Source organism: Desulfosporosinus acididurans, assembly GCF_001029285.1.
Lineage (GTDB): Bacteria > Bacillota > Desulfitobacteriia > Desulfitobacteriales > Desulfitobacteriaceae > Desulfosporosinus > Desulfosporosinus acididurans.
Genome location: NZ_LDZY01000002.1, coordinates 87,935 through 112,596, shown reverse-complemented (window position 1 = coordinate 112,596; position 24,662 = coordinate 87,935). Strand labels below are relative to the sequence as shown.

The window sequence follows — 24,662 nt, the reverse complement described above, 5'->3', positions numbered from 1 at the left end:
GGAGTTAGAAGCGAAAATCTCGCTTTCCATCCTTAATTTCGTTCAAATGCGTTGAAGCAATTGCCCGAACCTTTTCATTAGGTATATTGGGAATTTCTTTTTCAATGACTGCCTCACCCTTTTTCTTGGTATCCGGCGAAGCATAATCCTCCAGATATTCTTTGAGAGTCATTAAAGCATTGGGCTGACAGCAGTTGGCAATCTGCCCGGACTTAACAAGTTTCATAAACCGATCCCCTGTACGCCCTTCACGATAACACGCCGTACAGAAGCTGGGGATATACCCCATTCCCAGGAGCCAGTTTAAAATCTGATCCAAGGTACGGGTATCATTAACTTCAAATTGTGCTGAATTATCATCCTCTGTTTCCGGTTCAACATATCCGCCAACACTGGTGCTTGAGCCTCCGCTTATCTGGGATATGCCCAAGCCCAGTACACGCTCACGGGTTGCTTGCGATTCACGGGTGGAAATAATCATTCCCGTATAAGGGGTGGCAATACGAATTACGGCTACAATCTTTGCAAAAATATCATCTGAGATGGCATTGGAAAAGTTTTCAGGATCGATATCATCGGCAGGACGGATGCGCGGAACGCTGATAGTATGCGGACCCACGCCCATTGCTGCCTCTAAATGCTCAGCATGCATGAGTAGACCAACAAAGTCATAACGATACATATTTAAGCCGAACAAAACTCCGATTCCCACATCATCAATACCGCCCTCCATGGCACGATCCATTGCTTCAGTATGATAGGCGTAGTCGTGCTTTGGTCCGGTGGGATGCAGTTCCTCATAACTTTTTTTGTTATAGGTTTCCTGGAATAGAATATACGTACCGATGCCTGCTTCTTTCAGCTTACGATAGTTTTCCACGGTTGTTGCAGCAATATTAACATTGACTCGACGAATAGCTCCGTTTTTATGCTTAATACTATAAATAGTCTTGATACTCTCCAAAACATATTCAATGGGATTGTTCACAGGATCTTCTCCTGTTTCTAAAGCTAAGCGCTTGTGTCCCATATCCTGTAAAGCGATAACCTCTCGCTCAATATCCTCCTGCGATAGTTTTTTACGAGATATATTTTTATTTTTATGGTGGTAAGGGCAATACACACAGCCGTTTACACAGTAGTTTGAAAGATAGAGCGGAGCAAACATGACAATACGGTTGCCATAAAGCTTTTGCTTAATCTCTTTGGCGAGTTTAAACATTTTTTCATTCTCATCTTCCAGATCGCATTCCAGCAGAACGGCAGCCTCGCGATGAGTTAAGCCCTTGCAGTCTCTGGCACGTTCTATCAGAGCATCAATCAGTTCACGATTTCTTTTGTTTTCCTGCGCATAGGCAAGGGTGGCCAGAATTTCACTGTCATCTATAAACTCTGTTGCAATTTTTGACTTACAATTATACATAGTCTTTACTCCCCCGTCTTTTTAGTTAAAGCTGATTTGACGTTAACTCCTTTTATTTTTCCAAGTCTTCCTGTGAGAGCACTGATTTCATCAGTAGTGCCTTCAACAATCAGCGAAATAATCGCTATTCCTCTCTCCTTGCGTGGAATCCCCATTCTCCCAACAATTATGCTCGCCAACTCATGCAGCGTCTCGTTGACCAGATTTGCGCTTTCAAATTCTTCAATAACGATCCCTACCACTCCGATTCTACTATCCATGCTTTCAATTCCTCCAAATAAAGAAAGCCTCCCACAAAAGTAAGAAGGCTTTCTAACATTAGCTTTAATTTCACCCTTCTCCTCTTGCTCAGATTTATCTTCGCAATTAGATCATTGTTCTAATGAATCCACCATGACGGGAAACTCCCAACACAGTCGATGATTAATATGAAATTAGTCTCAGTTCTATGGGGTAGACATGGCTATGATCGGAGACAACCATTAAATTTTTCTGCGTGCCGTATAACTGGTATGCAGTAATTTGTGAGCTCTCTCTCCATAGGGTTCGCCTAAGTAATCCTTATACAAAGCGACTATTGCCAGGTTTTCGTGAGATTTACGCAATGGTTTGGCACGGTCTTCGCGGTAAATAGCAGCTGCACGGGATTTAAGAATTTCCATATTGCCATGATGATAGGGCTGACCGCCGCCGCCGATACATCCTCCCGGACAAGCCATGATCTCAATTACATCATAATCGCTTTCACCGGCCCGTATTTTCTCCAGCACAGTGCGAGCATTGCCCAGACCATGAATAACAGCGATTCGATAGTCTTTTCCTGCGATAGGGATAACGGCTTCCTTAATTCCATTCATACCTCTGAGGGCTTCAAACTCTACTTTTTCCAGAGCCTCTCCTGTCAGCATTTCATAGGCTGTTCTCAGGGCCGCTTCCAGAACTCCGCCTGTTGTTCCAAAAATAATGGCTGCACCTGTTGATTCCCCTAACGGGTGATCAAACTCTTCATCCTTAAGATGATCAAAATGGATGCTGGCTTCGCGAACCATGCGAGCAAGTTCACGAGTTGTGATGACGATGTCTACATCAGCAGTTTCGGCACTTTGAGCTAGTTCCGGACGAGCCGCTTCATATTTTTTAGCGACACAGGGCATTACGGAAACAACCGTGATGGATTTGGGATCAATACCTAACGTTTTAGCATAATAGCTCTTAATCAAACTTCCCATCATTTGATGCGGAGATTTACACGTTGAAGGGATGTCTAAGAGATCAGGGAATTGATGTTCAAAGAATTTAACCCAGGCAGGGCAGCAGCTTGTCAGCAATGGTAAACGGCCGCCATGTTGTATTCGGTGTACAAGTTCGCTGGCTTCTTCCATAATCGTCAAGTCTGCCGCGAAATCCGTATCGAAAACTCGATTAAATCCAAGGCGTCTCAGGGAAGCTACCATTTTGCCTGTAACAATCGACCCCGGTTCCATACCAAATTCCTCTCCCAGAGCAACCCGTACAGCCGGTGCAGTTTGAACAACCACAAATTGATTAGGATCGTTGAGAGCTTTCCAAACTTTATCCACTTGGTCTACTTCAGTCAGAGCACCAGTCGGACAGACCGCCAAACACTGTCCGCAGAACGTACAGGCCGTTTGGCTGAGGGGTAAATCAAACGCAGTTTTGATCACTGTCTCGAAGCCACGCCCCATTGCCGAGTATACTCCAACGGTCTGAACTTCATTACACATTGTTTCACAGCGGCGGCAGCGAATACATTTATTTGGATCACGAACAATTGATGAACTGGATTGATCAATTTCAAACTCGGATTCTACCCCTTCATAGCTGATGGCACGCACACCTAATTCTGCAGCCAGTTTTCTCAGATCACAATCCATGTTCTTGGCACAGGTTAAACAAGACTTTGGATGGTCCGAAAGCAGCAGCTCAACCATGGCTCTTCGAGCCTGAATAGCCCGCAAGGAGTCAGTTTTTACGACCATTCCCTCCATCACAGGAGTTGAACAAGAAGAGGCTAAATTGCGTCGGCCTTCAATCTCCACAACACAGACTCGGCAAGAAGCTATGTTATTATTATAATGCATTTCGTGGAGTTTCATATGACATAATGTCGGAATATCTATATTTATGGTTCGTGCTGCTTCTAAAATCGTCGTTCCTTCGGGAACGGTTAGGGGTATATCATTAATAGTTAGATGTATATCCACAGGGAGTCCTCCTTTACGGGCCTTAGTGACGAATAATGGCGCCATCGACTCGGCATTGTTCCATACAGGCCCCACACTTTAGGCAACGTTCTTGGTCAATAACATGACGTTTTTTCGGTGAACCGCTAATGGCGCGCGTGGGACATTGTTTGGCACAACGGCCGCAGCCAACGCATTTCTCGGTGATTTCGTATTTTAACAAACTCTTACATACGCCCGCCGGGCAGGTTTTATCAACAATATGAGCAATATATTCATCCCGGAAATATTTCAGGGTTGAAAGAATTGGGTTTGGAGCACTTTGCCCCAAGCCGCAAAGGGCAGTATCCTTGATGATATTGCACAGTTTTTCTAAGTTTTCCAGATCCTCCAGGGTGCCGCGGCCTTCGGTAATTTTTTGTAAAATTTCGTGCAGTCGTTTTGTTCCCACACGGCAAGCTGTGCAGCGTCCGCAGGATTCATCCATGGTAAATTCCAGGAAAAACTTGGCAATTTCCACCATGCAGTCATCTTCATCTAAAACAATAAGTCCGCCGGAACCCATCATGGATCCAATGGCCATTAATGATTCATAATCTATGGGAGAGTCCAAATATTTTGTCGGAATACATCCGCCGGAAGGGCCTCCGGTTTGAGCTGCTTTAAACGTTTTATGGCGTTTAATCCCCCCGCCAATGCCAAAAATAATTTCGCGCAGGGTTGTTCCCATAGGAACTTCCACTAAGCCAACATTATTTACTTTTCCGGCCAGAGCAAATACTTTTGTTCCTTTGCTTTTTTCAGTCCCGATTTTAGCGAACCATTCCGCACCCCTCAAAATAATGGGCGGAATATTAGCTAACGTTTCCACATTGTTGACACAAGTAGGCTTACCCCACAGTCCCTTTTGGGCAGGGAATGGAGGTTTGACTGTAGGTTCTCCCCTTGATCCCTCAATAGAATGAATAAGTGCCGTTTCTTCACCGCAGACAAAAGCACCGGCTCCGTATTTAAGTTCAATGTCAAAGTCAAAATCGCTGCCCAAAATCTGTTTGCCAAGCAAGCCGTACTCACGTGCTTGTTCAATAGCGATTTTCAAACGATGGATAGCGGCAGGGTATTCTGCCCGAACATAAATATATCCCTGTGAAGATCCAATCGCTGCACCTGCAATAAGCATTGCCTCAAGAACACTATGAGGGTCCCCTTCCAAAACTGAGCGATCCATAAAAGCACCCGGATCACCTTCATCGGCGTTGCAGATAATATAGCGTTGATCTGCTTCGCTCCTGCGAGTGAATTCCCACTTCACACCTGTTGGGAATCCAGCCCCGCCGCGCCCTCGCAGCCCGCTGACTTTAAGAGTATCGATAACTTCCAGAGGAGTCATGTGAAAAAGAACTTTGGCTAATGCTTGATAACCATCTGCAGCAATATATTCCAGAATATTTTCCGGCGCAATGTAGCCAACGTTGCGCAAGGCAATGCGCAGTTGGTTATTATAAAAGGGAATGTTCGCAGCAAAACGTTCTTTTGTGTTGGGATCCATAAATAGAAGGCGTTCTACTTGCTTCCCTTCAATTAAGTGTTCTTGCACAATAGTAGAGACATCCTCAGGAGAAACTTCACAATACGTAACATTATCAGGATGAATCTGGATCATAGGACCTTTTTCACAGAATCCAAAACAACCGGGTTCAAAAACCTTTATTTGATCCGCTAATCCTGCACGATCAAGTTCTTCTTCTAAAACTTCAGCAATTCGCGGACTGCCTGAGGAATGACACCCCGGTCCCCCACAGACCAATATATGTCTGACTAAACCGGCGGCATTTTTAGTATCCACCCCTTCTTTGGCTAGGCGGGCTTCAATAAGCTTGAGACTTTGAGCTTTCAAAACATTTAATTCTTCGGTATCTTTAAGTTTCATTTGGTTTCCCTTCCTTCGATGACGCTTCTCACACATCCATCTACTTTGTCAGCATATATTTATTTATCCTTCCGGACGATACTTCGCCAGAACCTCGTTGATTTCTTGGGGCTCATGCATTTTTCCATGGACTTCTCCATCAACGATCATGACAGGGGCAAGGCCGCAGGCTCCAACGCAGCGCAAAGTCTCTAACGTAAAGAGATTATCGGGAGTAGTTTCGCCGGCTTTAATCTTTAATTGATTTTCTAGTTCATTTTTTAATTTTTCAGCTCCACGTACGAAGCAGGCTGTGCCCATACATACGTTAACAACATGTTCTCCTCGAGGTTTCATAGTGAAATATGAATAAAAGCTCACCACTCCGTAAACCTTGGCCGAGGGTATGTCGAGCTTTTGAGCAATATGCCACTGAACGTTATCTGGTAACCAGCCATATATTTCCTGAGCATAATGTAGAATTGCAATCAAATTTTCCTTTTTATTAGGCAAGCTGTCAATATAATTATCTAACTTTTGCGCGAACTCATTTGGCGAATCGCTGTTGCACATTAAAATCCTCCTCCTCTTAAATTTATTTCAAAACAAAGTAGTGCTGTCCTTCATCTTCCTCCCCTAATCACTTTTTAGTTACTTGTTTTTCGCCCTTCGAGCAACCACTCAATAGATTGAAATTACTGAAAAGTTCCGCTGTATACATAGTTTAGCGTGATTAGTTTGAATTGTCTTGTTTGTTAACATAATTAAAATAATTAAAATGCTTTATTAAAGTGAGCTTAATTATTAAAGTCAATAAGACTTATATAATTCATACAGTTTTTAAGACCCCAACTTCTACAAGTGAGGGTAGAGTCCCAATGTTCAGTTCAATCCACAAATAAAAAGACGAGTAAAAATAAACTCGTCTTTTATTTCATAATAAAATAACCAGCTCCTTTGAGTCAATACCTCCCTAAATTCTCCGCAATGATTTTGTGCTCTATTTTTAAAGAGGGATGAAAATTTTCACAGGTCGTCCGACCGTCCCGCATTTCTGTTCAGATCTTAAAGCTCCACACTGTTCTAAAAATTCGAGGTAACGACGTACGGTAACTCGAGTCAGCTTAACCCCTTCTGCTACTTCTTCTGTAGAAATCGGCCGACGATTTTTTTCCAGATAGTGAACGATCTGGTTAAGAGTTGCTTTATTCAGCCCTTTGGGCAAGGCATCTGCTCCACTGTTCCATGGAGTATCCAGTCCAAATAATGGTTCATACTCTTGAGAGATAGTTTCTGTTGAGGGAAATTCATTACTTGGTTCAAAATCTTTGAGTTGCTCAAGCATAGTATTGAGGCTCCCTTTTGGCGGGCTGCTTTCATGAATGGTAGCTGTTGACTTATTGATTTCACCTGTTAAGGTTTGAATTTGCTCAGCCATCTGGATAAGAGCATCTTCAAGTTTCTCTATCTCCGCAGCACCAGGAGAACTGGATGGATTTTGCCCAGCGGCAGCTTCCTGCAGCGGCCTGCCTATGTCCTCCGGGAAAGAAGAGTGAATTAGTTTACGAAGAAAAAGTCCAGCGAAGAGCGCTATTAAGGCCGTTAAGGCCAGTCCTATCCCCCCCAGTGTTACCAAGGATCTTTTAAGAGATTCCTGCTCTGAAGCTTGAGAAATCCCAACATAGAGCATCCCAATAATTACGCCGTTTTCCGCTCGTAAGGGAGCATAAGCTGATTGGTACGGCTGGCCAATGACATCAGCATTCCCAAGATACACCTGACCATTTTTAAGAACTGTCGTAACTACATTATCTGAAGCCTTAGTTCCAATGGCTCGTTCACCATTGGAACTGCGAAGTGTAGTCGCCGATCGTGTATCTCCTAAGAAGACTGTGACAGTATCCCCCGTTATCTGGGAGATATGATCTACAATATCGCTGTTGAGACTCATTTTGGTAGTCCCTTTATACAGCTCACCGTCTCTTACGACCCATGAACCAGGATATTTCAAGTCAATAAATTCCTTACATATTGTCAAATCTGATTGAGCTTTTGAAGAACTATCAACTGTTAAACGGTCCTTCATATACCAGCCAAAAATCATGACTAAGCTCGCTGCCAAAATAATAAGTGAAACCAGCTGCAAGATTGACAGTTTATGTCTGAGCGAACGCAAGTGGGTGCACCTCTTTCGTTGAACCTAAAAAACTTTATACTTTATACAATATATTCACGAATTAATCAGAAAAACCTCTTTTTTTGAGAAATCAATAAATAATTTTATAGAGGGACAACTATTATTTAAGATTTGTCTCAAATTTCATGCGCCCTACTTGATTCGAAGATCACTTCGCTATCCGCATCATTCCGCTAATCACACAAAAGGGCAGGAACACTGCTTAATTTAAACAGTATACTCGCCCTTTGCCATGACCAGAAAACATATTGACTGACTACTTTTAACCTATAAGCCCTGTTGGAAGTTATTTAGTCTTATGATTGGAAAGGTCTTGCAATACCTTTAGTACCTCTTCATCATCCTCAAGTCCGATAACATTGTTCATAAGATGCTGATATCCCAGTGATGATTTAGATTGGTTTTCACTTCTGCTAAGAACCGTCCCTTCAGTAAACAACGCCTCCAGAGAAAAGGAATCCACTTGGGAATCTACCTGAGAATAATCTTCCTCAATCCCTTTGGAGTCGTAATGCTCATGAATACCATGGCTCTCGGAACGTTGCAGAACATCGCCGCTTCTCATCATGGCCGACTGTGGCAGAAATCTCTTCGCAGCGTGACAACATTTGAACATCATGCACAAGGCCTCTTTAATGAAATCATTTCGCAAATCCGGCTCAATTTGTTGCAAATCCTGCCAAAGTTCCGTGTCAGCCTCATTAAAATTCAGTAGAATAGAGGACGGTAAAGGCGTTATCATACTGTAGAATTTTCCTTCTTAGTTAATGAGTTGATTAAGGTCGAAGCCATTATTCTAAATCCCGCAGCATTCCCAAACTGTGGATTTTCAATTAAGGTTTTATTTTCTATTTGAATATGTGCAAATACCTTTTCGCCAACATTTCCGGCTACGAGAACCGTGTGTATTTTGCCAAGCATTGGTTTTAGGGTCTTCTTCACTTCTCGGGTAATATCTGCTCCCAGTTGAGCTAACATAGTTTGCATAATTGGATTAAGATTTAAGGAGCCATTATTCCATGGATATTGTCCTTGATTAACACGAAATATTTTATCCAGTTCTTTATCATCCGTCTCAATAGGATTGGCGTGAGAACTTGTCATTTCTTTAAGCTTTTCCGCCACACCAGTGTACGCCCATTTCAAGCCTTTCTCAATACTGAAAGAGTTTGGAGGATCAAGCATAACGCCGTCATAAAAAGTTGCGATATCCGTTGTTCGAAAACCGACATCGATGACAACAACATAGCCGTTAAAAAGCTTCTCATTCGTCGGAAGTCCGTATTCATCGAGAGTTTCTTTTATAAACACACCATAACTCTGCGGGAGCACTCGTGAGCGAAGAATATTTAGATGACGTGTTGTTCCTTCTAAAGGACCGGAGAGGAACTTTACAGAAAAGGATCCCTTTAACTCAGCTTCATACTTTTCCTTCAAGCTCGAATAGTATTTTACCGGTACACCTGTCCCCAGATAGACATTAACCTTTGGATTTTGTTGAGCTAGGGCTAAAGCAACTACTAATAATGAAGTAGCCTCCTCATCAGAAGATTTATCTTCATCCCAACAATAGTGAGCTTCATTAGGGTTTAAGCTTTCCGCCAAACTCCCCATAAAATAATGGTTTTCTACACCTGTTGAATTATTCTTAACAATTACATCAAGCGAAGAGACTTGGGTTTCAATGTCTGAACCCTTATCCATTATAATGTTCCCTAAGGTTGAGAAAATCCGTTCATTGCCTTTACAGATTACCGCAGGAAATAAGATCTTCGTATCGCGGGTGTCCAGTTTAATTGCTCCAAATCCCGGATCAGCTCCGGCTATGAGAATATCACTGTCAAGCACACTCGTTCCTCCTCGCCAAGATTCTATTAAAATCCACATAATCTTTGCCAAACTACTAATACTTACCATTATATATGAATTTTTGACGCTTGTAAAAATGCATGTATTTAATTTTGTAATCATTAAAGAATGTATTAAAATAGTATTGAAAAAAATAGTTATTGAGGTGACTGAGGATGAAAAAAATAGCAACGTTTATTCTTCTTTTTCTTCTGGTGGTTGGATTAACCGCCTGTAATTCAAAAACGCCATCTGACACTTCTCAAAATACGGTTACCTATATGAAAGAATTCTCATATTTTCCGGCTTATAACAATATGCAGTATCAGGGCTTAACCCAAATCGATCAGAGTCAAACCGCCAGGTATTTAATTAAAAATACAACCGTCGATAAAGTATTAACGGGATATGGGGATATCCTCAAAAACGATGGCTGGACTCTAAGCTGGAGTTATACGAAAGACAAAAAGCCCGCAAGCCTCGTTGCCCAGAAAAACAATCATACCATCGCCTTACTGCCGCGCCAAACGAATAAAGACGTTTTATTAATGATTTCGGGTCCTAAATAAAAACAAGATCAAACATGCCCACGACAAAGCATCTTCGTCGTGGGCATGTTTGATCTTGTTTTTAAGGCCCCCACTTCTATAAGTGGGGGTGGATCCTTCGTAAACTCTCTAATATTATTCCTTATAAAGATCTCTCAATAGGGCTATCTCTTGAGCGTAACCGTCTGTATCGTTTGGTGTTTCAAGGAAAAAGGGCAGATGACGGAGTTGGGGATGATTGATAACTCGAGTTATGGCTTCCAGACCAATCGACCCTTCACCAATTTTGGCATGGCGATCTTTATGGCTGCTCTTTGGATTCATACTATCATTAAGATGAATGGCATACAGTCTCTCCAAACCGATAACTTTGTCAAAGGAAGTAAGCACACCGTCAAGGTCATTGACAATATCGTACCCGGCATCATAAACATGACAAGTATCTAAGCAAACACCCATTTTTTCAGAGAGGGTTACACCCTCTAAAATCTGCTTGATCTCCTCAAAAGTTCGGCCCATCTCTGTGCCTTTGCCCGCCATGGTTTCTAGCAGTACTGTAGTTGTCTGCTCTGGCTTTAGGAGATTATTAAGTTGGTCAATTATTTGTTGAATACCAATGTCACTACCTTGTCCTCCATGGCTGCCCGGATGAAAATTGTACAGGTTGCCCGGTATATATTCCATTCGCATCAGATCGTCAGCCATTACTTCTGACGCAAATTCTCTCACTCTTCCTTCCGGCGAGCAGGCATTAAGAGTGTAAGGAGCGTGAGCCAAAATTGGCGCAAATTGACTTTCCAGGATTATCTTAAGTAATCCCTCAACATCTCTGGGATCAATTTCTTTGGCTTTGCTCCCTCTTGGATTACGGGTGAAAAATTGAAAGGTATTAGCGTTGATTTTAAGTGCCTCATTTCCAATCGCCTTAAATCCTTTGGAAATTGAAAGATGGCAGCCAATGTTCAGCATAGTTATCCTTCTTTCTTATGTTTGGTTAGACCGCGATAAATCCCTGTCTTTAATTCCTTAATGTATTCCTGTTTCTCAGGCATGTCGGTTAATCCGGCCTGGTTAACAGCCAGATCGATATCATACGGTACTCTTACAAGAGCTATAGTAAATGAGGATGGATGTTTGCTATTTAATATTCCTTCAATTATGCCATAAGAAGCTTGGGTTATATCAAGAGGATTACCCACACTTCCAACATTAAAAATTGTCTTTCCTGCGAAATAATCGACGTGAGCACCATGAATATCTCCATATCCAACCACATCTGCTTCGATATCAAGGGTAGGAGTGGCTTCAAATAGTTTTAGTCGTTCCCGGCGCTTCGTAGAAAGGTAAACTCTATGAAAAAGATCATTAGGGGAAGCATGACAGAGCCTTAGGAGCTTACCGCTAATATAAAATTCTTTGTACATCGGCAAGTCTCTCAGATACTTTAAACGTTCTGCTCCCAGCCTGCTCTGATGCCAGGTTAATACTTCCTGCCCTTTTTGTTCAGTTAAAAAATGATCCCAGTTGCCTTTAATGACGACTTCGCAGTTTTCCCTAATAGTATCGACTGCTTCTGCCGGGTTAGGTCCCTTCCCTGCTAAATCACCCAGGCAGTAAATGATCCGAATATTCTTGTTCTTGATATCAGCCAAAACCGCTTCTAAAGCAGGCATATTACCATGAATATCCGATATTATTGCAATTCTATCCATATTGTCTCCTTGCATCATCTTTTATACTACTTACTTTACACCTTTTTATAGTTACATAGAAGTATTTGGGATAACAAAACGTGGGGACAGGCATTACTGCTGTGAACAATAAGCCATCCCCACATTTTTTCTTCGTTTGCCAATTTTCTTTTCTCCAGGAATATATTTTATTCTTAACTATACAATGATTAATAAGGGCTTTATGTGCTCCCTTTTTTATTACTGTTATGTCATATCGCTGAAAATAAACGGGATAGATTAGGTATTAAATTCGGGGGAGGTGGAAATAATTCCAGAGCTTTCAAGAAAAACATTTGTCTCAGTTAATTCCCTTGTCTATAATTTTGGCGAAAGACAGTCATTCATCTCCACGTTAAATGAACTTTCCTTTGGGAAAAAGGTTCTCTTCGCCTGTATAGGTACGGACCGAGCAACGGGTGATTGTCTGGGACCACTGGTCGGCACAAATTTAAAGCGTTTAGGGTATACAGTATTAGGGACATTAGCCGAACCCCTGCACGCGCAAAATTTAATTTCAGAAATCAATAACGTTCTGGCGATTCAGCGGCCCGATATAGTTATTGCTATTGATGCCTGCCTCGGTAAGACTGAAGATATTGGCATGATCACCCTCGCTGATTTTCCCTTAACCCCTGGTTCTGCAGTACACAAAAATTTGCCCTTAGTAGGTGATATTTCTATTTTGGGGGTTGTGAATGTCGGAGGTTTTTTTGAATTTCAAGTTTTGCAAGGAACCCGTCTACATACGGTTATGAAACTCGCTGCTGATATTACCCATTTAATTTGGCGGGCAATACCAGTCTGCTCTGGAGCACATACAAACGTGAACTCGTTCAGCTAAGGCTGAAGTTAACAAAGGCCCCCTCCACTCACAAATTTCTGCTTAATGTCAAGAGGGGGATTTATAAACCCGAAACTGACTGTAAGATATTAACCCTTTCTTCGAGCTCTTTACTGTATCTGAATCTATCTAATAGTTCCGATTCTAAGCCAAGTTGATCCAGCGTTGATTTCCCTCGCAGAAACCAATAGATGCATCTGCAGTCTTGAACTTTGCAGCCCATTTCTAAAAGCTTTGAGCCTTCTTCAATTAAATTTTTTAGATCCTCTGCCTGAATCTCCATTCTTATCCTCCTTAGTTTACTTAAACTAAATGCTAAGTAAACAGTCAAATAGAACTAACTTAAAATAATTTATTGAACCTGAACTTGTTTTAAGCCGCTTAAGAAGTAAGAAGGCCGTAAATTCTGATTTCATCTCAGAGTACTGGCCCTTTAAGCATACTTAAATTTATGGATCTTGAGAAGTGACTAATAGCACAAAAACAGTATGCCAAAAGCACAATTTTGTAGGGTTAAAGAAAAATTATATTACACATTGTCGTATATTGAGGTATACTAAAATTAAATCGATTAAAAGGAGTGCCTTTATGAACTCCCCCTGTAGGTACGATCTTAAAGGTTTTTCAGATGAGCTCGGACTTCCTTTAAAAGATACAGCCGAGCTTTTCTCTGAGTTTATTAAAGAAATCAAAGACGAATTGTCTAAAGCAGAAAACGTTTTAATAAGCAATAACGTTGAGGAACTTCAACGGATTAACCATAACATCAAGGGAATATCAGCAAACTTTAAGATTTTAGACCTATATGAACAAACTTGCAAAATAAGTAAGACCTTAAAGAACAGCTGCGATATTCTATCTCTGCAATCCCAATTAAATGATCTTTTTATCATTTATGAAAATGCTGTTCAGGAAATAACAGCTTTCTTTGCGTATCACGGTATCGATATCAGATAATAATTCTATGGCTAACCTATTTCAATTTGGAAAAATTGATTATCTTGATACATATAAAGAGGTAATAATGTTGAAAGTTTTAATAGCAGATGATCAAAAGCTCTTAAGGGAAAGCTTCAAAACGATTATCGAAAAAAATAGCGAGATGCAGGTTGTAGCATGTGCTGCTAATGGCAAAGAGGCCATCGAATTATGTGCTAAACTTAAACCGGATGTTGTACTTATGGACATCTCGATGCCTTTATACAATGGAACCGAAGCAACTAAATTAATCAAATCTAAATATCCCAGCATAAAAGTTCTAATAGTTACTGCCTCTGACGACGAAAACGATGTTTCACAAGCTATAATGAATGGGGCAGACGGTTATATTCTCAAAACAGTTGGAACTGAAGAATTAATTCTTTCGATAAAAAGTACATATCTTGGCCTGCAAATTATTCACAAGGATGTTTTTAAACCCGAAACATTCGCCGGCTCTTCAGGAGAAACCAATATGCTACGACACAACCAAGTAACCATTGAGGGAATTGATATAAAGCTAACAGATCGAGAATTAGATATTGTCCAAATGATTGTTGAGGGAAAAGATAACAAAGAAATAAGCGCCTCCCTGTTCATTGCTGAAGGGACCGTTAAAAATATAATTACCACGATAATCTCTAAACTTCACCTTAAGGATAGAACACAACTCGCAGTATTCGCTCTCAAAAATTTATCCGGCTTTTAAGACCCCCACGTCTATGTAATCCTAAAGTTGAACAAAAAGGAGTAATTCAATTATCTTCGGCTTGTAAATACTTGTTAATTTTCTCCTTGAGCATAACTAGAGTAATTGGTTTACTGATATAATCATTCATTCCTGCTGCAAGGCATTTATCTCGATCGCCTCCCATAGCATGGGCGGTCATTGCAATAACAGGAGAGTTCTTGTTGAATAAACTCAATTTTCTTATTTTACCCGTTGCTTCGTAGCCATCCATTACAGGCATTTGACAATCCATAAGAATGATATTGTATGTTTTAGTATCACATAGTTCTACAGCCTGCTTCCCATTGCTTGCTAAATCTGCAGAAAAGCCAAGCTTATTCAGCATAATCATTTCCAACCGTTGATTGATCACCTTATCCTCGACAAGCAGGATGGAAATATCTGAAGCTTGTTGCCGGTCTTCCATGATAGTATAGGGCCTAACTTGCTCCTCCTTCGCTGCGGCAGCTTTTGGAAAGGCAAAACCAGAAATTGCATCAAGCAGCTCCAGCTTTCGGACAGGCTTGGAAATATAGCCATAAAAGCCCATTGTCTTGGTTAATCTTGCTTCACCTTGCAGAACAGCAGAATTAAGTAAAATCAGCTTGATATGGCTGAACTTTTTATCTTCCATCACCTGTTGGCCAAATTCAAGGCCATTCATTCCGGGCATCATATAATCAACAAGAATAAACTGAGGTAATAAATTCTCATCATCCAGCCCCTGAAGAAACTCAAGACCCTCTCTACCATTTGTAACACTTATGATCTCACAACCGAATTCTTTCAAGTATTCCCTAAAGATCATTCTATTGCTCTCATTGTCATCAACAATCATGATCTTTAATCCCTTTAAGCTGGTGTACAGAAGTTGGTGCTTTTCATTCCCAATGATGATTTTACTTTTTTTCATCTCGAGAGTTATGGTAAAGGTGCTGCCTTTGTTGATCTGACTATCTACTGAAATGCTCCCACCCATAAGGTCCATGATCCTACGGGATATAGCAAGCCCAAGCCCGGTTCCTTCGTACTTTCTTGTTGTGGAAGCATCAGCCTGAGTGAATACTTGGAATAACCGCTGCATATCCTCCTCAGAAATGCCTATGCCGGTATCCTGAACATCAATTTGCAAAAGGACCTTATCGTCATCTTCCTTGAGCGCTCTTGCTTTGAGAGTCACTTCGCCCTGGTCAGTAAATTTAACAGCATTACCGATAATATTATTCATGACTTGCCGCAATCTGGCCGGATCTCCTTGAACTTGACTGGGAACTCCTGCCGCAATAAAGGATAGAATTTCAATTCCTTTACCATGGGCTTTCGGCGAAAATAAAGAAACGGCGTCTTCGATTAGTCTGTGCAAGTTAAAGGGAATGTTGTCAATCAACATTTTACCGGCTTCGATCTTCGAGTAATCCAAAATATCATTAACCAGCACAAGAAGCGCGTCCGTTGACGCTTTAACCTCAGCTATATAACTTGCCTGTTCTCTTTCCAAAGGCATGGCGGAGAGGAGCTCAATATAACCAATAATCCCATTCATAGGAGTCCTTATTTCGTGGGACATATTGGCTAGAAACTGACTTTTAGCTCTGTTCGCTGCTTCAGCAACTTCCTTGGCCTTGACCAATTCTTCTTCCGTCTTTTGTTTTTGTTCGAGACTTTCCAAAAATACATTAAACCATCTATACAATTCTCCCATTTCGTCGCCTAATGTAACAGGTAAGCGAGTTTTAAAATCAATGCTGCCTTCTTGGATTTCCTTAAAATAATTCGTTACTTTCTTAATGCGACTGACAAATATCCTGCCAATAAGGAAAGCAGAAAGGAATACAAGAATTATAGAAATGCCGAAAAGCATTCCCAAACTTGTATCTTTTATTTTGTTAATAATGCTTTGTTCCGAGATCAGTGACAGAAGGATCCAGGAGTTCCTCTTTGATTTTTCATAAAGGACCACCTTATCATCGCCATCGAAATATGTTTTAAAACTTCCGGAACCAGCATTAACGCTTCGCAATAGATCGCCGTTCATCTTACTGCCGAGTTCAGACTTATTTGAGCTGTAAACGATCCTGTTTTCCTTATCCAGAATCAAATACTCCGTATCATTATAAGTGCTCGTAAAATGTTTGTAGAAAACATCAATATTATAATTCAACACAAGCAAACCAACGGGCTTTTCTTTGAGAGAATTTGGATCAATCGTTTTAAGAATTGTCCCGATAACAATAACCTTTTTAGAGCTTGATTGAAGGTTAATATTATCTTCAATGCCCTGCCAAAGAATCGGGGTTTTAGAGTTCAAGACCTTTTGATATAAAGCGGCCAAGGCCTTTTGATTAATTTTTTGTCCGCCCAAAATATCCCCGGCATGATAATGCTGGCCGTTTAACGAAAAAAGATCAATCGAAACGAGACCTTTAAGATTGGTGAAACTGCCAAGAATAGAATTTATCATGATTTGTGTCCTTTGTCTCTCCTGCTCAGAGACCTTTTTTTCATCCTTCGCCAACACTCTCTTGATAAAGTCAATGCTTGATATGTTAGCGAACAACCCTTCAATATTATCTGTCAGAACATCCAAGCTGCGCTGTTTCTCGGTCATCAAGTTTTGCGCAGACATGGTCATTTCGTTTGTCATAGCCGCTTTCGTTTTCACATAAGACATCCTGCCTAAAAGAGCCAAAGGAAGTACACAGGACAATACTAAAAAAACGGCGAACTTTTGAGTAATGTTTAATCTGATTGGCTTTTTTAACATAGACTTATCCTTTCGCTCCTATTACCACAAAGGCATAGGTGGGACCTCTGTCAATTCTGCGTTTTTCTAATATTTCCTGCAAGATTTTCATGGTATCACCCTGGTAAATTGCTTCCAAAATCAGATTCGCCACGCTCCCAAGTATCTAAATTGGACGGTGGTAAATAATAGAGATTAACAAATACTGCAAATTAGGGTGTGAAGAATGAGCGAGTCGAAAACGATGTTTGGAACCGAAGAACTTGGCCGGTTGAGAAAAGTCTTACTCCATAACCCCATCGAATCCCTCTCTGCAGTTTCTGAAGAGAATTACAAGTATCATTTGTTCAATTTTGTTCCCAACGTTGATCAATACCTGAGAGAACATGAACAATATGCTCAGATGCTGCGTGAACACGGTGTCGAAGTCCTGCTTGTGAGAGATTATGCCCGACAAACTAAAGACTTGTTGGCAAGGCTCCCCAATTTGCCCTATCTCCACGATACCGCTGTCATCACGAGCAAAGGTGCCATTTTATCGGAAATGTGTCCCGGTACCAGGGCCGGTGAAGAGCTGGTCGTTAAAGAAGTCCTTACAAATATTGGTATACCTATCTTTCATGAATTTAAAACTCAGGAACAGTTTGAAGGTTGTTTAATACTATCTCCCTCAACCTTAATGATCGTAAATACCGAACGATCAAGCCCCAATACTATTGAGGGTTTTTTCAGCAAAGCCCTGACGATTTTTGCGGAAGTCATTTATATTGAGGCACCACAAGCCCGCCGGTATATGCATGCAGATATGATTTTTAACAGAATAAGTGAAGACTTGGCGCTGTATTTTCCCCCGGCATTTCTTCATGCTTACTTAATTAATAGGCAAACGAGAAAAGAAATTAACTTTAAGACCTACTTAGTGGGAAAGTCTATAGAACTGATACCAATCAGTGATGAAGAACAAAGAAATTGGGGCTGCAGCTTTGTCCCTTTAGAGCCTAAAAAACTAATTCACTATGATCTGGCTTTAACTATTAAGACAAAGAAGTTGTTGAAGGAACGCGGTGTTCAAATCCATGAATTTCATCCCGCTGCTCTTTTAGCCGGCGGCGGCAGCCTTCGCTGTCTGACTTTAAGGCTATGGAGAACCACCTTTTGACACTCCCACGGCTAAAGCCGATGGGATTCTTGGGTGATTAAACCGAAGTACATTTCTGCTATCGGAGTATGACCCCAAGTTCAGGGCTATGCCATTAGCCCATCCTAGAGCAGTACACAATGGTACTCTAGGCTGATAGCCTGTTACCAGCTACCACAGTTTCTTTGAAAACGATCGTTTTAACGTCTTTTTTCTTGACGACACATAGAGTTTTACCTGATAGACGCATTAGCTATCAGAACCTCTTACTCTATCCAGTTTTCAAAGATCAAACTAATACTAGTTTATCATAGTGCTAAGACATTTACATGTACATGAAATTACGAAGCCGCCTTCATCCCACGATTAAAACCGTGGGCTTTTGGCTACGTTTCTGTAAACAGTGAGGCCAAACTATTCATTCTTCGGCAAACAGTATATAATGAAAAAAAACATGACACTCGGCCATCCACGGCCAGCGGCAGGTTAGCAACAGTTATGATAGAGGAAAGCAAGCAACTGAAAGTTAGACTTTATATAATATAAAATAGTCGAGAATGATCCTTAGTTAAGGTGGTTGATAGTCATGCACCCAATCGATAGGTCAATAGTACAACCGGCGCTGGACCGTTTTCTCAATCGGGAGGTTTATCTCCACCTTGAGACAACCAATGGGGCCTATGCCGCACATAGACAAGAGAGCAAGATGACAGTAGGGGCCTACATCCGCAATGGCCGTATTTCTTTTATCCGGGGAACCATCACGGGTGAAGGACCCTATCGGGTGGGACTGAAGATGCAAGACGGCTGGGTTTACGCCGAAGGGCTGACCGATTTTGATCTGGGACAAGAAGGAAAACTTTTGCTCGCCGGTCATGATGAAGAGGGGCGGCTGGCTGTAGCTCTGGAACTCAGTATGGAGCCCTTTGAGTTGTAACTTTCAAAAGTATACAAATTGTTTTTGGGGGTAGAACCTTCGATGCTGTAATTAATTAGTAAATTAACATGGGAGGAACATTCTTTGGGCCAACACATTCTAGTAGTTTTTCCTCATCCAGACGATGAAACCTTTGGATGCGGCGGAACTTTAGCACTCTTTGCCAAATCAGGAATTCCGATCACATATATATGCGGAACCTTAGGGCAAATGGGGCGAAACATGGGAAACCCTTTTTTCGCTAACCGAGAGACATTGTCTAAAATTCGGGAAGCAGAGTTGGAGAAAGCTTGCAAAGCTATTGGGATTCAACATTTAATCAAGCTTGGCTTACGCGATAAAACCATTGAGTTTGAGGACCCTGAACCTATCGTCAACCGAATTGAACAGATTCTCCGGGAAGTTCAGCCATCTCTGGTGCTTACTCATTATCCCGGATATGCAGTACATCCGGATCACAATGCCCTGGGGGAATTGACCATCAAGGCTGTATCTCGTCTTTCTACGCAAGATCGCCCTACCATCTATGCCCATGCTTTTGCCCGAAACTGTCAAGACGTGATTGGTCCGCCAGATATAGTCAACGATATTTCAGCAGTTGCTGATGTCAAATGCGCTGCCATCCTGGCGCACCGCTCGCAATCCCAAGTGATGTTTCCCCGTGATAACAAGACAGAAGTTAACGAACCGACGAAAAACGCTTATAGTCACATGCTCCAACGAGAATCTTTTTGGACCTATCGGTGTTTTTGAAAACGCCTTCAAAGGACTCAGCCGTGCAGCAACGACTGAGTCTCTTCTGTAGATTACAGTGAAATACCTATACCTTGAGAGGAGAACCTGTCGCATTTATGGATATCTTCAAACAATTCATCGGCTATTATAAGCCTCATAAATTCCTTCTGTTTACTGATTTATTCTGCGCACTCATTGTATCGGTCATTGACCTGGCTTTTCCGCAAATACTCAATTACCTGACTAAAACTCTCTTTACTCAGGATGCACCTGCGATTCTACATGCCTTACCTTTTATCGGTATAGCCTTAGTAGCGATGTATGTTATCAAATATTTCTGTCAGTATTTCATCATTTCCTGGGGACATGTCATGGGAGCAAGGATGGAGAACGCGATGAGGAACGATCTCTTCGATCATTATCAGCGTCTATCCTTCTCCTATTATGATAAAAATAATACCGGTGAAATGATGTCTAAACTTGTCTCGGACCTATTCGATATTTCTGAATTAGCGCACCATGGTCCGGAGAACCTCTTTATCTCCGCTCTGAAAATCCTTGGTTCCTTTATCCTCTTAATGCTGATCAACAGCAAAATGACACTGATTTTATTAATTGTGACGATAATTATGGTGCTCTACACCGTCCATAACAATATAAAAATGGCTCCTATCTTTACAGATAACCGTGTGAAAATTGCCACCGTTAATTCCAGCGTCCAGGACAGCCTTTCGGGGATCAGAGTCGTTAAATCCTTCGCTAATGAAGACGTAGAACGCGAAAAATTTCGCCAAAGTAATCAGGGGTACTTAGTTTCCAAAATAAGAACCTACAAAACTATGGGCAAATTTTTTGCTTGGGATTCTTTTTTTGAAGGATTACTCTACGTCGTCGTCATTGTCTCAGGCGGCTTATTTATCGCCCGAGGATCGCTCAAAATCACGGATCTGGCGATCTATGTTCTTTACATTAACATTTTTATTAACCCTATTGATGTCTTAATAAACTTCACTGAACAGTTTCAAAAAGGATACGCAGGTTTTAAACGTTTTGTCGAAGTATTGGAAACCCAGCCGGACATCTCTGATAAACCAGCGGCTAAGCCTCTTACCAAGGTCTTTGGGGATATTGAATATAAAGACGTATCCTTCCGCTATAATGATGACTATAATGTTTTAAATCATGTCAGCCTGTCAATAAAAGCAGGTAAAACGGTTGCTCTAGTGGGGCCTTCCGGTGGCGGCAAGACAACCTTATGTTCACTTTTGCCGAGGTTTTATGATGTAACCTCAGGTTCTATAACGATCGACGGAAAGGACATTAGAGATATTACTCTAAAATCTTTAAGAAATGCTATTGGCATTGTGCAGCAGGATGTCTATTTATTTGACGGCTCCATTAAAAAGAACATTGCTTACGGAAAAATGGATGCAACGGATGCTGAAATAATAGAGGCAGCGAAAAACGCCAATATTCATGAGTTTATCATGTCACTTGAAGAAGGCTATGACACTTATGTCGGAGAACGCGGCGTCAGGCTCTCGGGCGGCCAAAAGCAAAGACTTTCTATTGCTCGGGTGTTTTTAAAAAACCCGCCGATCTTGATCCTAGATGAAGCTACCTCGGCACTCGACAATGAAAGTGAACTCTATATTCAAAAATCGCTGGAAAAGCTATCAATTAATAGAACTACTATTGTGATTGCTCACAGATTAAGTACCATAAAAAATTCAGACGAGATTATCGTCGTTACCGATGAAGGTATTCAAGAAAGGGGCAGTCATAGGAAGTTAATTGAAAAGAACGGAATTTACGCTCATTACTATAATATGCAGTTTGAAGGTCTGGAATTAATGCCGACGTAATATAACTATCTTCCTGTATATGGGGATGTTTTTTTGAGCATTTTATCAATAATGGTTTTATCAAAGCAAACATTCAGCAATTCCAGGAAAGAAGGCGGTTCAATCTATGACCCAAAAGTTACTCTATGTTAAAGCCAATCCTAAAGCTGATTCGCAATCCAATACTCTTACTCTGGCAAATGTCTTTGTGCAGGAGTATCAAACGAAAAATCCAGAATCCGAAATCGTCATCATAGATCTTTACAAAGAAGACATTAAACCTTTGGATGCTGATACTCTGGCAAAAATGTTCAGCGGCGAGAAAAATAGGGCGCTTGACTATGCCAATCAGTTTGCCTCTGCTGATAAATACGTAATAGCTGCACCCATGTGGAACCTTGGGATCCCAGCTATCTTAAAGGCTTATTTCGATTATGTTTCTTACGTTGGTGTTTCCTTTAAATACACGGCAGAGGGGCCAATCGGGCTCCTTGCTGATAAGCCTCGTAAAGCAGTTCATATCAGCTCTCGAGGCGGTGTCTATAGCGAAGGAGCTGCTAAAGAATTCGATCTCAGTGATAAATATGTCAGAACTATTCTTGGCTTTTTTGGCATAAATCAAGTAGAATCCCTGTTCCTCGAAAATGCAAATGTATTACAAGGCGATGATTTACGAAAAGCCATCGACCAAAGCCACCAAGCGGCACGAAACCTCGCAGCAAATTTCTAAATACGTGCTGGACATTTTAAGGACGTCTATTTGTGGATACCCTTTATTATTCATTTATCTTAATCAAAAAGACATGCAGACATTAATTGCATGTCTTTTTCTTTTTGCATTTTTCTTCTGGCTTCTAGAATTATCGACTTTTTAAAATGGGGATAAATAGAACAGGCTAATTGACATATGCCCAATATTTAGTATAATTAACCTCAAAAGAACATATGACAATAACTAAAAAGGAGGTCTAAGCTTCACTTTATTTTATCTTTTGTTAGCTGTTGCCTTATTAATTTATTGTCTATATCATTATCATTTTTACTTTATCACTTAATTCACATACACATTAGTTTTTAATGATTACATAGTCCAACTAAATTATTCTAAAAGACATCGAGAACCTCACCATGAGTTTTTGAATGTTAACGTTGTGGAAGAGGAGAGTCAAGTATGATAGATCACAAAAATTTACGCCCCAAGGATATGGGACGATCGGATGAACAACTAGTCAGAGTGAATCCCCGACAGCTCATGCCTTTACTGCCGCCTTATGATCAACCGGGGATGGAACCTCCGCTTACGGATCCTAAACCTGCCTGGAGAGAAAAATTCTGTACTTCTTTGGATGGCTACGTAGGAATTGACACCTTAACACGCCCAAAAACTAAAGAAGAAGAGGACAAATTCGTTCAGACGTTTCTCAACGGCTTAGAGAAAAGTTTTTCGGATGGTAACAATGGGGCGCTTCAACCCTTCTTATTGTCCTTTGAATATTGTGCCAAGTGTGATACCTGTTCCTCAGCATGTCATATCTACGAAGCATCAGGGAAAAATGAACTATATCGTCCAATTTTCCGTTCCGAAGTCCTAAGAAAAATCGTAAAAAAATATTTTACCAAAAGCGGGAAATTGTTAGGAGGTTTTGTCGGCGCAGATATCGATGTGAACTGGGAAACCATAGCCCGGCTCGGCGAATTAGCTTATCGCTGCAATCTTTGCCGCCGTTGTGCCCAAACCTGTCCCCTGGGTTTAGACAATTCTATTCTTACCAAAGAGATTCGTAAAATCTTCAGCCAAGAAATGGGCATTGCACCTCTGCCTCTCCACACTAAAGGTACTGTCCTGCAGCTTAAAACAGGCTCATCGACAGGAATTACCAAGCCTGCTTTTTTAGATACCATCGAATTTATGGAAGAGGATATCGAGGAAAAGTATGGTTATAAAATCAAATTCCCCATTGACAAAAAAGGTGCCGATATTCTTCTCATCCACAATGCTGGTGAATATATGGCTTGGCCTGAAAACCCTATTGCTTTTGCCATTCTTTTTGAAGAAGCGGGTATAGACTGGACACTTAGCAGCGAAATTGCGGGCTATGATAATGTAAACTACGGTATATGGTATGATGATTTTCAGGCCAAGAAGCTTGCCTTGCTGCAAATGAAAGTTGCCAAAGAACTGGGAGTCAATCGAATTGTTATTGCGGAATGTGGTCATGCTCATAAAGCTTCCATGATTGTAGGCGATCGCATGACTTACGGTGATGACAAGATTCCGGTGGAAAGCTGCCTGCCTCTGCTTTGGAATATGGTGAAGGACAAACGTTTAAAGTTGGACCCTAGCAGAAATAATTTCCCGGTGACCCTTCATGACCCCTGTAATTATGTTCGGGGCATGGGAATTGTTGAGCCACAGCGCAATGTCCTGAAGGAGATTTGCCCTCAGTTTAGAGAAATGACACCTCACGGAGTAAATAATTATTGTTGCGGCGGGGGCGGCGGCTTTGCCATTACAAATTCCGTCAACTTCAGCGAATGGAGAAATAAAGTAAGCTCGCGCATGAAGTTTAATCAGATCCTTGGAGCCTTTCAGGATACAATGGCGAACTCCAATCAGCCTAAATATGTATGCGCTCCTTGTTCTAACTGCAAAGGAGCAATTAGAGATATTCTGGAGTTTTATGAAGCAACGGCAAAGTTCAATGTTCAGTATGGCGGTTTAGTAGAATTAATGGTCAATGCTCTTGTGAGTATGAAAAAGCCGTTTATGGAGTTTTTAGAAGAATAATTTCAACGTTTTCCGGCGGACTATTTAAGGGACTATTTAAACAAACGCCTTCTGGAGCAGATTACT

At 41.2% G+C, this 24,662-nt stretch carries 23 protein-coding genes; 10 read left to right on the top strand and 13 right to left on the bottom strand.

What is annotated here, in order from left to right:
• Positions 1-4: 4 nt before the first annotated feature.
• From hydG to DEAC_RS02540, 8 genes are all read right to left on the bottom strand, one after another.
• Positions 5-1,423, bottom strand: coding sequence for a [FeFe] hydrogenase H-cluster radical SAM maturase HydG (gene hydG / locus DEAC_RS02575; protein ID WP_047808488.1), 1,419 nt, complete (start codon positions 1,421-1,423; stop codon positions 5-7).
• 5 nt (positions 1,424-1,428) lie between these two features.
• Positions 1,429-1,683, bottom strand: coding sequence for a TM1266 family iron-only hydrogenase system putative regulator (locus tag DEAC_RS02570; RefSeq protein ID WP_047808487.1), 255 nt, complete (start codon positions 1,681-1,683; stop codon positions 1,429-1,431).
• Between the two features lie 222 nt (positions 1,684-1,905).
• Positions 1,906-3,648: an NADH-dependent [FeFe] hydrogenase, group A6 gene (locus tag DEAC_RS02565; protein ID WP_047808486.1), complete on the bottom strand. Its 1,743-nt coding sequence runs from the start codon at positions 3,646-3,648 to the stop codon at positions 1,906-1,908.
• 22 nt (positions 3,649-3,670) lie between these two features.
• Positions 3,671-5,557 carry an NADH-quinone oxidoreductase subunit NuoF gene (locus DEAC_RS02560; protein ID WP_047808485.1) on the bottom strand — a complete coding sequence of 629 codons (1,887 nt, stop codon included), beginning with the start codon at positions 5,555-5,557 and terminating at the stop codon, positions 3,671-3,673.
• Between the two features lie 63 nt (positions 5,558-5,620).
• Positions 5,621-6,109, bottom strand: coding sequence for an NADH-quinone oxidoreductase subunit NuoE (gene nuoE / locus DEAC_RS02555; protein WP_047808484.1), 489 nt, complete (start codon positions 6,107-6,109; stop codon positions 5,621-5,623).
• A 433-nt stretch (positions 6,110-6,542) separates the two neighbouring features.
• Positions 6,543-7,712 carry a cache domain-containing protein gene (locus DEAC_RS02550; RefSeq protein WP_047808483.1) on the bottom strand — a complete coding sequence of 390 codons (1,170 nt, stop codon included), beginning with the start codon at positions 7,710-7,712 and terminating at the stop codon, positions 6,543-6,545.
• A 307-nt stretch (positions 7,713-8,019) separates the two neighbouring features.
• On the bottom strand, positions 8,020-8,475 hold the full coding sequence (locus tag DEAC_RS02545) for a hypothetical protein (RefSeq protein ID WP_047808482.1): 456 nt from the start codon (positions 8,473-8,475) through the stop codon (positions 8,020-8,022).
• Positions 8,472-9,581 (bottom strand): ParM/StbA family protein, encoded by a 1,110-nt coding sequence (locus tag DEAC_RS02540; protein ID WP_047808481.1) that lies wholly within the window; start codon positions 9,579-9,581, stop codon positions 8,472-8,474. Before DEAC_RS02540 ends, DEAC_RS02545 begins: the two co-directional genes overlap by 4 nt.
• 176 nt (positions 9,582-9,757) lie before the next feature.
• On the opposite strand from DEAC_RS02540, the gene DEAC_RS02535 reads away from it, so the two are divergent.
• Positions 9,758-10,150 (top strand): hypothetical protein, encoded by a 393-nt coding sequence (locus tag DEAC_RS02535; protein ID WP_047808480.1) that lies wholly within the window; start codon positions 9,758-9,760, stop codon positions 10,148-10,150.
• Between the two features lie 114 nt (positions 10,151-10,264).
• On the opposite strand, the gene DEAC_RS02530 is transcribed toward DEAC_RS02535, so the two are convergent.
• Positions 10,265-11,098 (bottom strand): deoxyribonuclease IV, encoded by an 834-nt coding sequence (locus DEAC_RS02530; RefSeq protein ID WP_047808479.1) that lies wholly within the window; start codon positions 11,096-11,098, stop codon positions 10,265-10,267.
• Between the two features lie 2 nt (positions 11,099-11,100).
• Positions 11,101-11,841 carry a metallophosphoesterase family protein gene (locus DEAC_RS02525; RefSeq protein WP_047808478.1) on the bottom strand — a complete coding sequence of 247 codons (741 nt, stop codon included), beginning with the start codon at positions 11,839-11,841 and terminating at the stop codon, positions 11,101-11,103.
• Positions 11,842-12,121: 280 nt separating this feature from the next.
• On the opposite strand from DEAC_RS02525, the gene yyaC reads away from it, so the two are divergent.
• Positions 12,122-12,703 carry a spore protease YyaC gene (gene yyaC, locus DEAC_RS02520; RefSeq protein ID WP_047808477.1) on the top strand — a complete coding sequence of 194 codons (582 nt, stop codon included), beginning with the start codon at positions 12,122-12,124 and terminating at the stop codon, positions 12,701-12,703.
• Between the two features lie 61 nt (positions 12,704-12,764).
• On the opposite strand, the gene DEAC_RS02515 is transcribed toward yyaC, so the two are convergent.
• Positions 12,765-12,986 carry a hypothetical protein gene (locus tag DEAC_RS02515; protein WP_047808476.1) on the bottom strand — a complete coding sequence of 74 codons (222 nt, stop codon included), beginning with the start codon at positions 12,984-12,986 and terminating at the stop codon, positions 12,765-12,767.
• A 305-nt stretch (positions 12,987-13,291) separates the two neighbouring features.
• Here DEAC_RS02515 and DEAC_RS02510 point away from each other — a divergent pair, with 305 nt between their 5' ends.
• Both DEAC_RS02510 and DEAC_RS02505 read left to right on the top strand, forming a co-directional pair.
• On the top strand, positions 13,292-13,660 hold the full coding sequence (locus DEAC_RS02510) for an HU family DNA-binding protein (RefSeq protein ID WP_047808475.1): 369 nt from the start codon (positions 13,292-13,294) through the stop codon (positions 13,658-13,660).
• A 67-nt stretch (positions 13,661-13,727) separates the two neighbouring features.
• On the top strand, positions 13,728-14,390 hold the full coding sequence (locus DEAC_RS02505) for a response regulator transcription factor (RefSeq protein ID WP_047808474.1): 663 nt from the start codon (positions 13,728-13,730) through the stop codon (positions 14,388-14,390).
• Positions 14,391-14,436: 46 nt separating this feature from the next.
• Here DEAC_RS02505 and DEAC_RS02500 read toward each other — a convergent pair whose 3' ends face one another.
• Both DEAC_RS02500 and DEAC_RS24490 read right to left on the bottom strand, forming a co-directional pair.
• The gene (locus DEAC_RS02500) at positions 14,437-17,175 is read right to left on the bottom strand and encodes a HAMP domain-containing sensor histidine kinase (RefSeq protein ID WP_047808473.1); all 2,739 of its coding nucleotides are present in this window, start codon (positions 17,173-17,175) and stop codon (positions 14,437-14,439) included.
• 4 nt (positions 17,176-17,179) lie between these two features.
• Positions 17,180-17,308, bottom strand: a complete 129-nt coding sequence (locus DEAC_RS24490) for a hypothetical protein (protein ID WP_282434435.1) — start codon at positions 17,306-17,308, stop codon at positions 17,180-17,182.
• Positions 17,309-17,380: 72 nt separating this feature from the next.
• Between DEAC_RS24490 and DEAC_RS02495 the strand changes: the two genes are divergently transcribed.
• The 6 genes from DEAC_RS02495 to DEAC_RS02470 all read left to right on the top strand — a co-directional run bounded on the left by DEAC_RS02495 (position 17,381) and on the right by DEAC_RS02470 (position 24,596).
• Positions 17,381-18,313, top strand: coding sequence for a dimethylarginine dimethylaminohydrolase family protein (locus tag DEAC_RS02495; RefSeq protein ID WP_047808472.1), 933 nt, complete (start codon positions 17,381-17,383; stop codon positions 18,311-18,313).
• Between the two features lie 565 nt (positions 18,314-18,878).
• Positions 18,879-19,229: a YojF family protein gene (locus DEAC_RS02490; protein WP_047808471.1), complete on the top strand. Its 351-nt coding sequence runs from the start codon at positions 18,879-18,881 to the stop codon at positions 19,227-19,229.
• Between the two features lie 84 nt (positions 19,230-19,313).
• Positions 19,314-19,982 (top strand): bacillithiol biosynthesis deacetylase BshB2, encoded by a 669-nt coding sequence (bshB2, locus tag DEAC_RS02485; RefSeq protein ID WP_047808470.1) that lies wholly within the window; start codon positions 19,314-19,316, stop codon positions 19,980-19,982.
• 98 nt (positions 19,983-20,080) lie between these two features.
• Complete coding sequence (locus DEAC_RS02480) at positions 20,081-21,829, top strand: ABC transporter ATP-binding protein (protein ID WP_047808469.1); 1,749 nt, start codon at positions 20,081-20,083, stop codon at positions 21,827-21,829.
• A 106-nt stretch (positions 21,830-21,935) separates the two neighbouring features.
• On the top strand, positions 21,936-22,538 hold the full coding sequence (locus tag DEAC_RS02475; protein ID WP_047808468.1) for an FMN-dependent NADH-azoreductase: 603 nt from the start codon (positions 21,936-21,938) through the stop codon (positions 22,536-22,538).
• 441 nt (positions 22,539-22,979) lie between these two features.
• Entirely contained in the window at positions 22,980-24,596 is a 1,617-nt protein-coding gene (locus tag DEAC_RS02470) for a (Fe-S)-binding protein (RefSeq protein ID WP_047808467.1), read from the top strand.
• Positions 24,597-24,662: the final 66 nt, after the last annotated feature.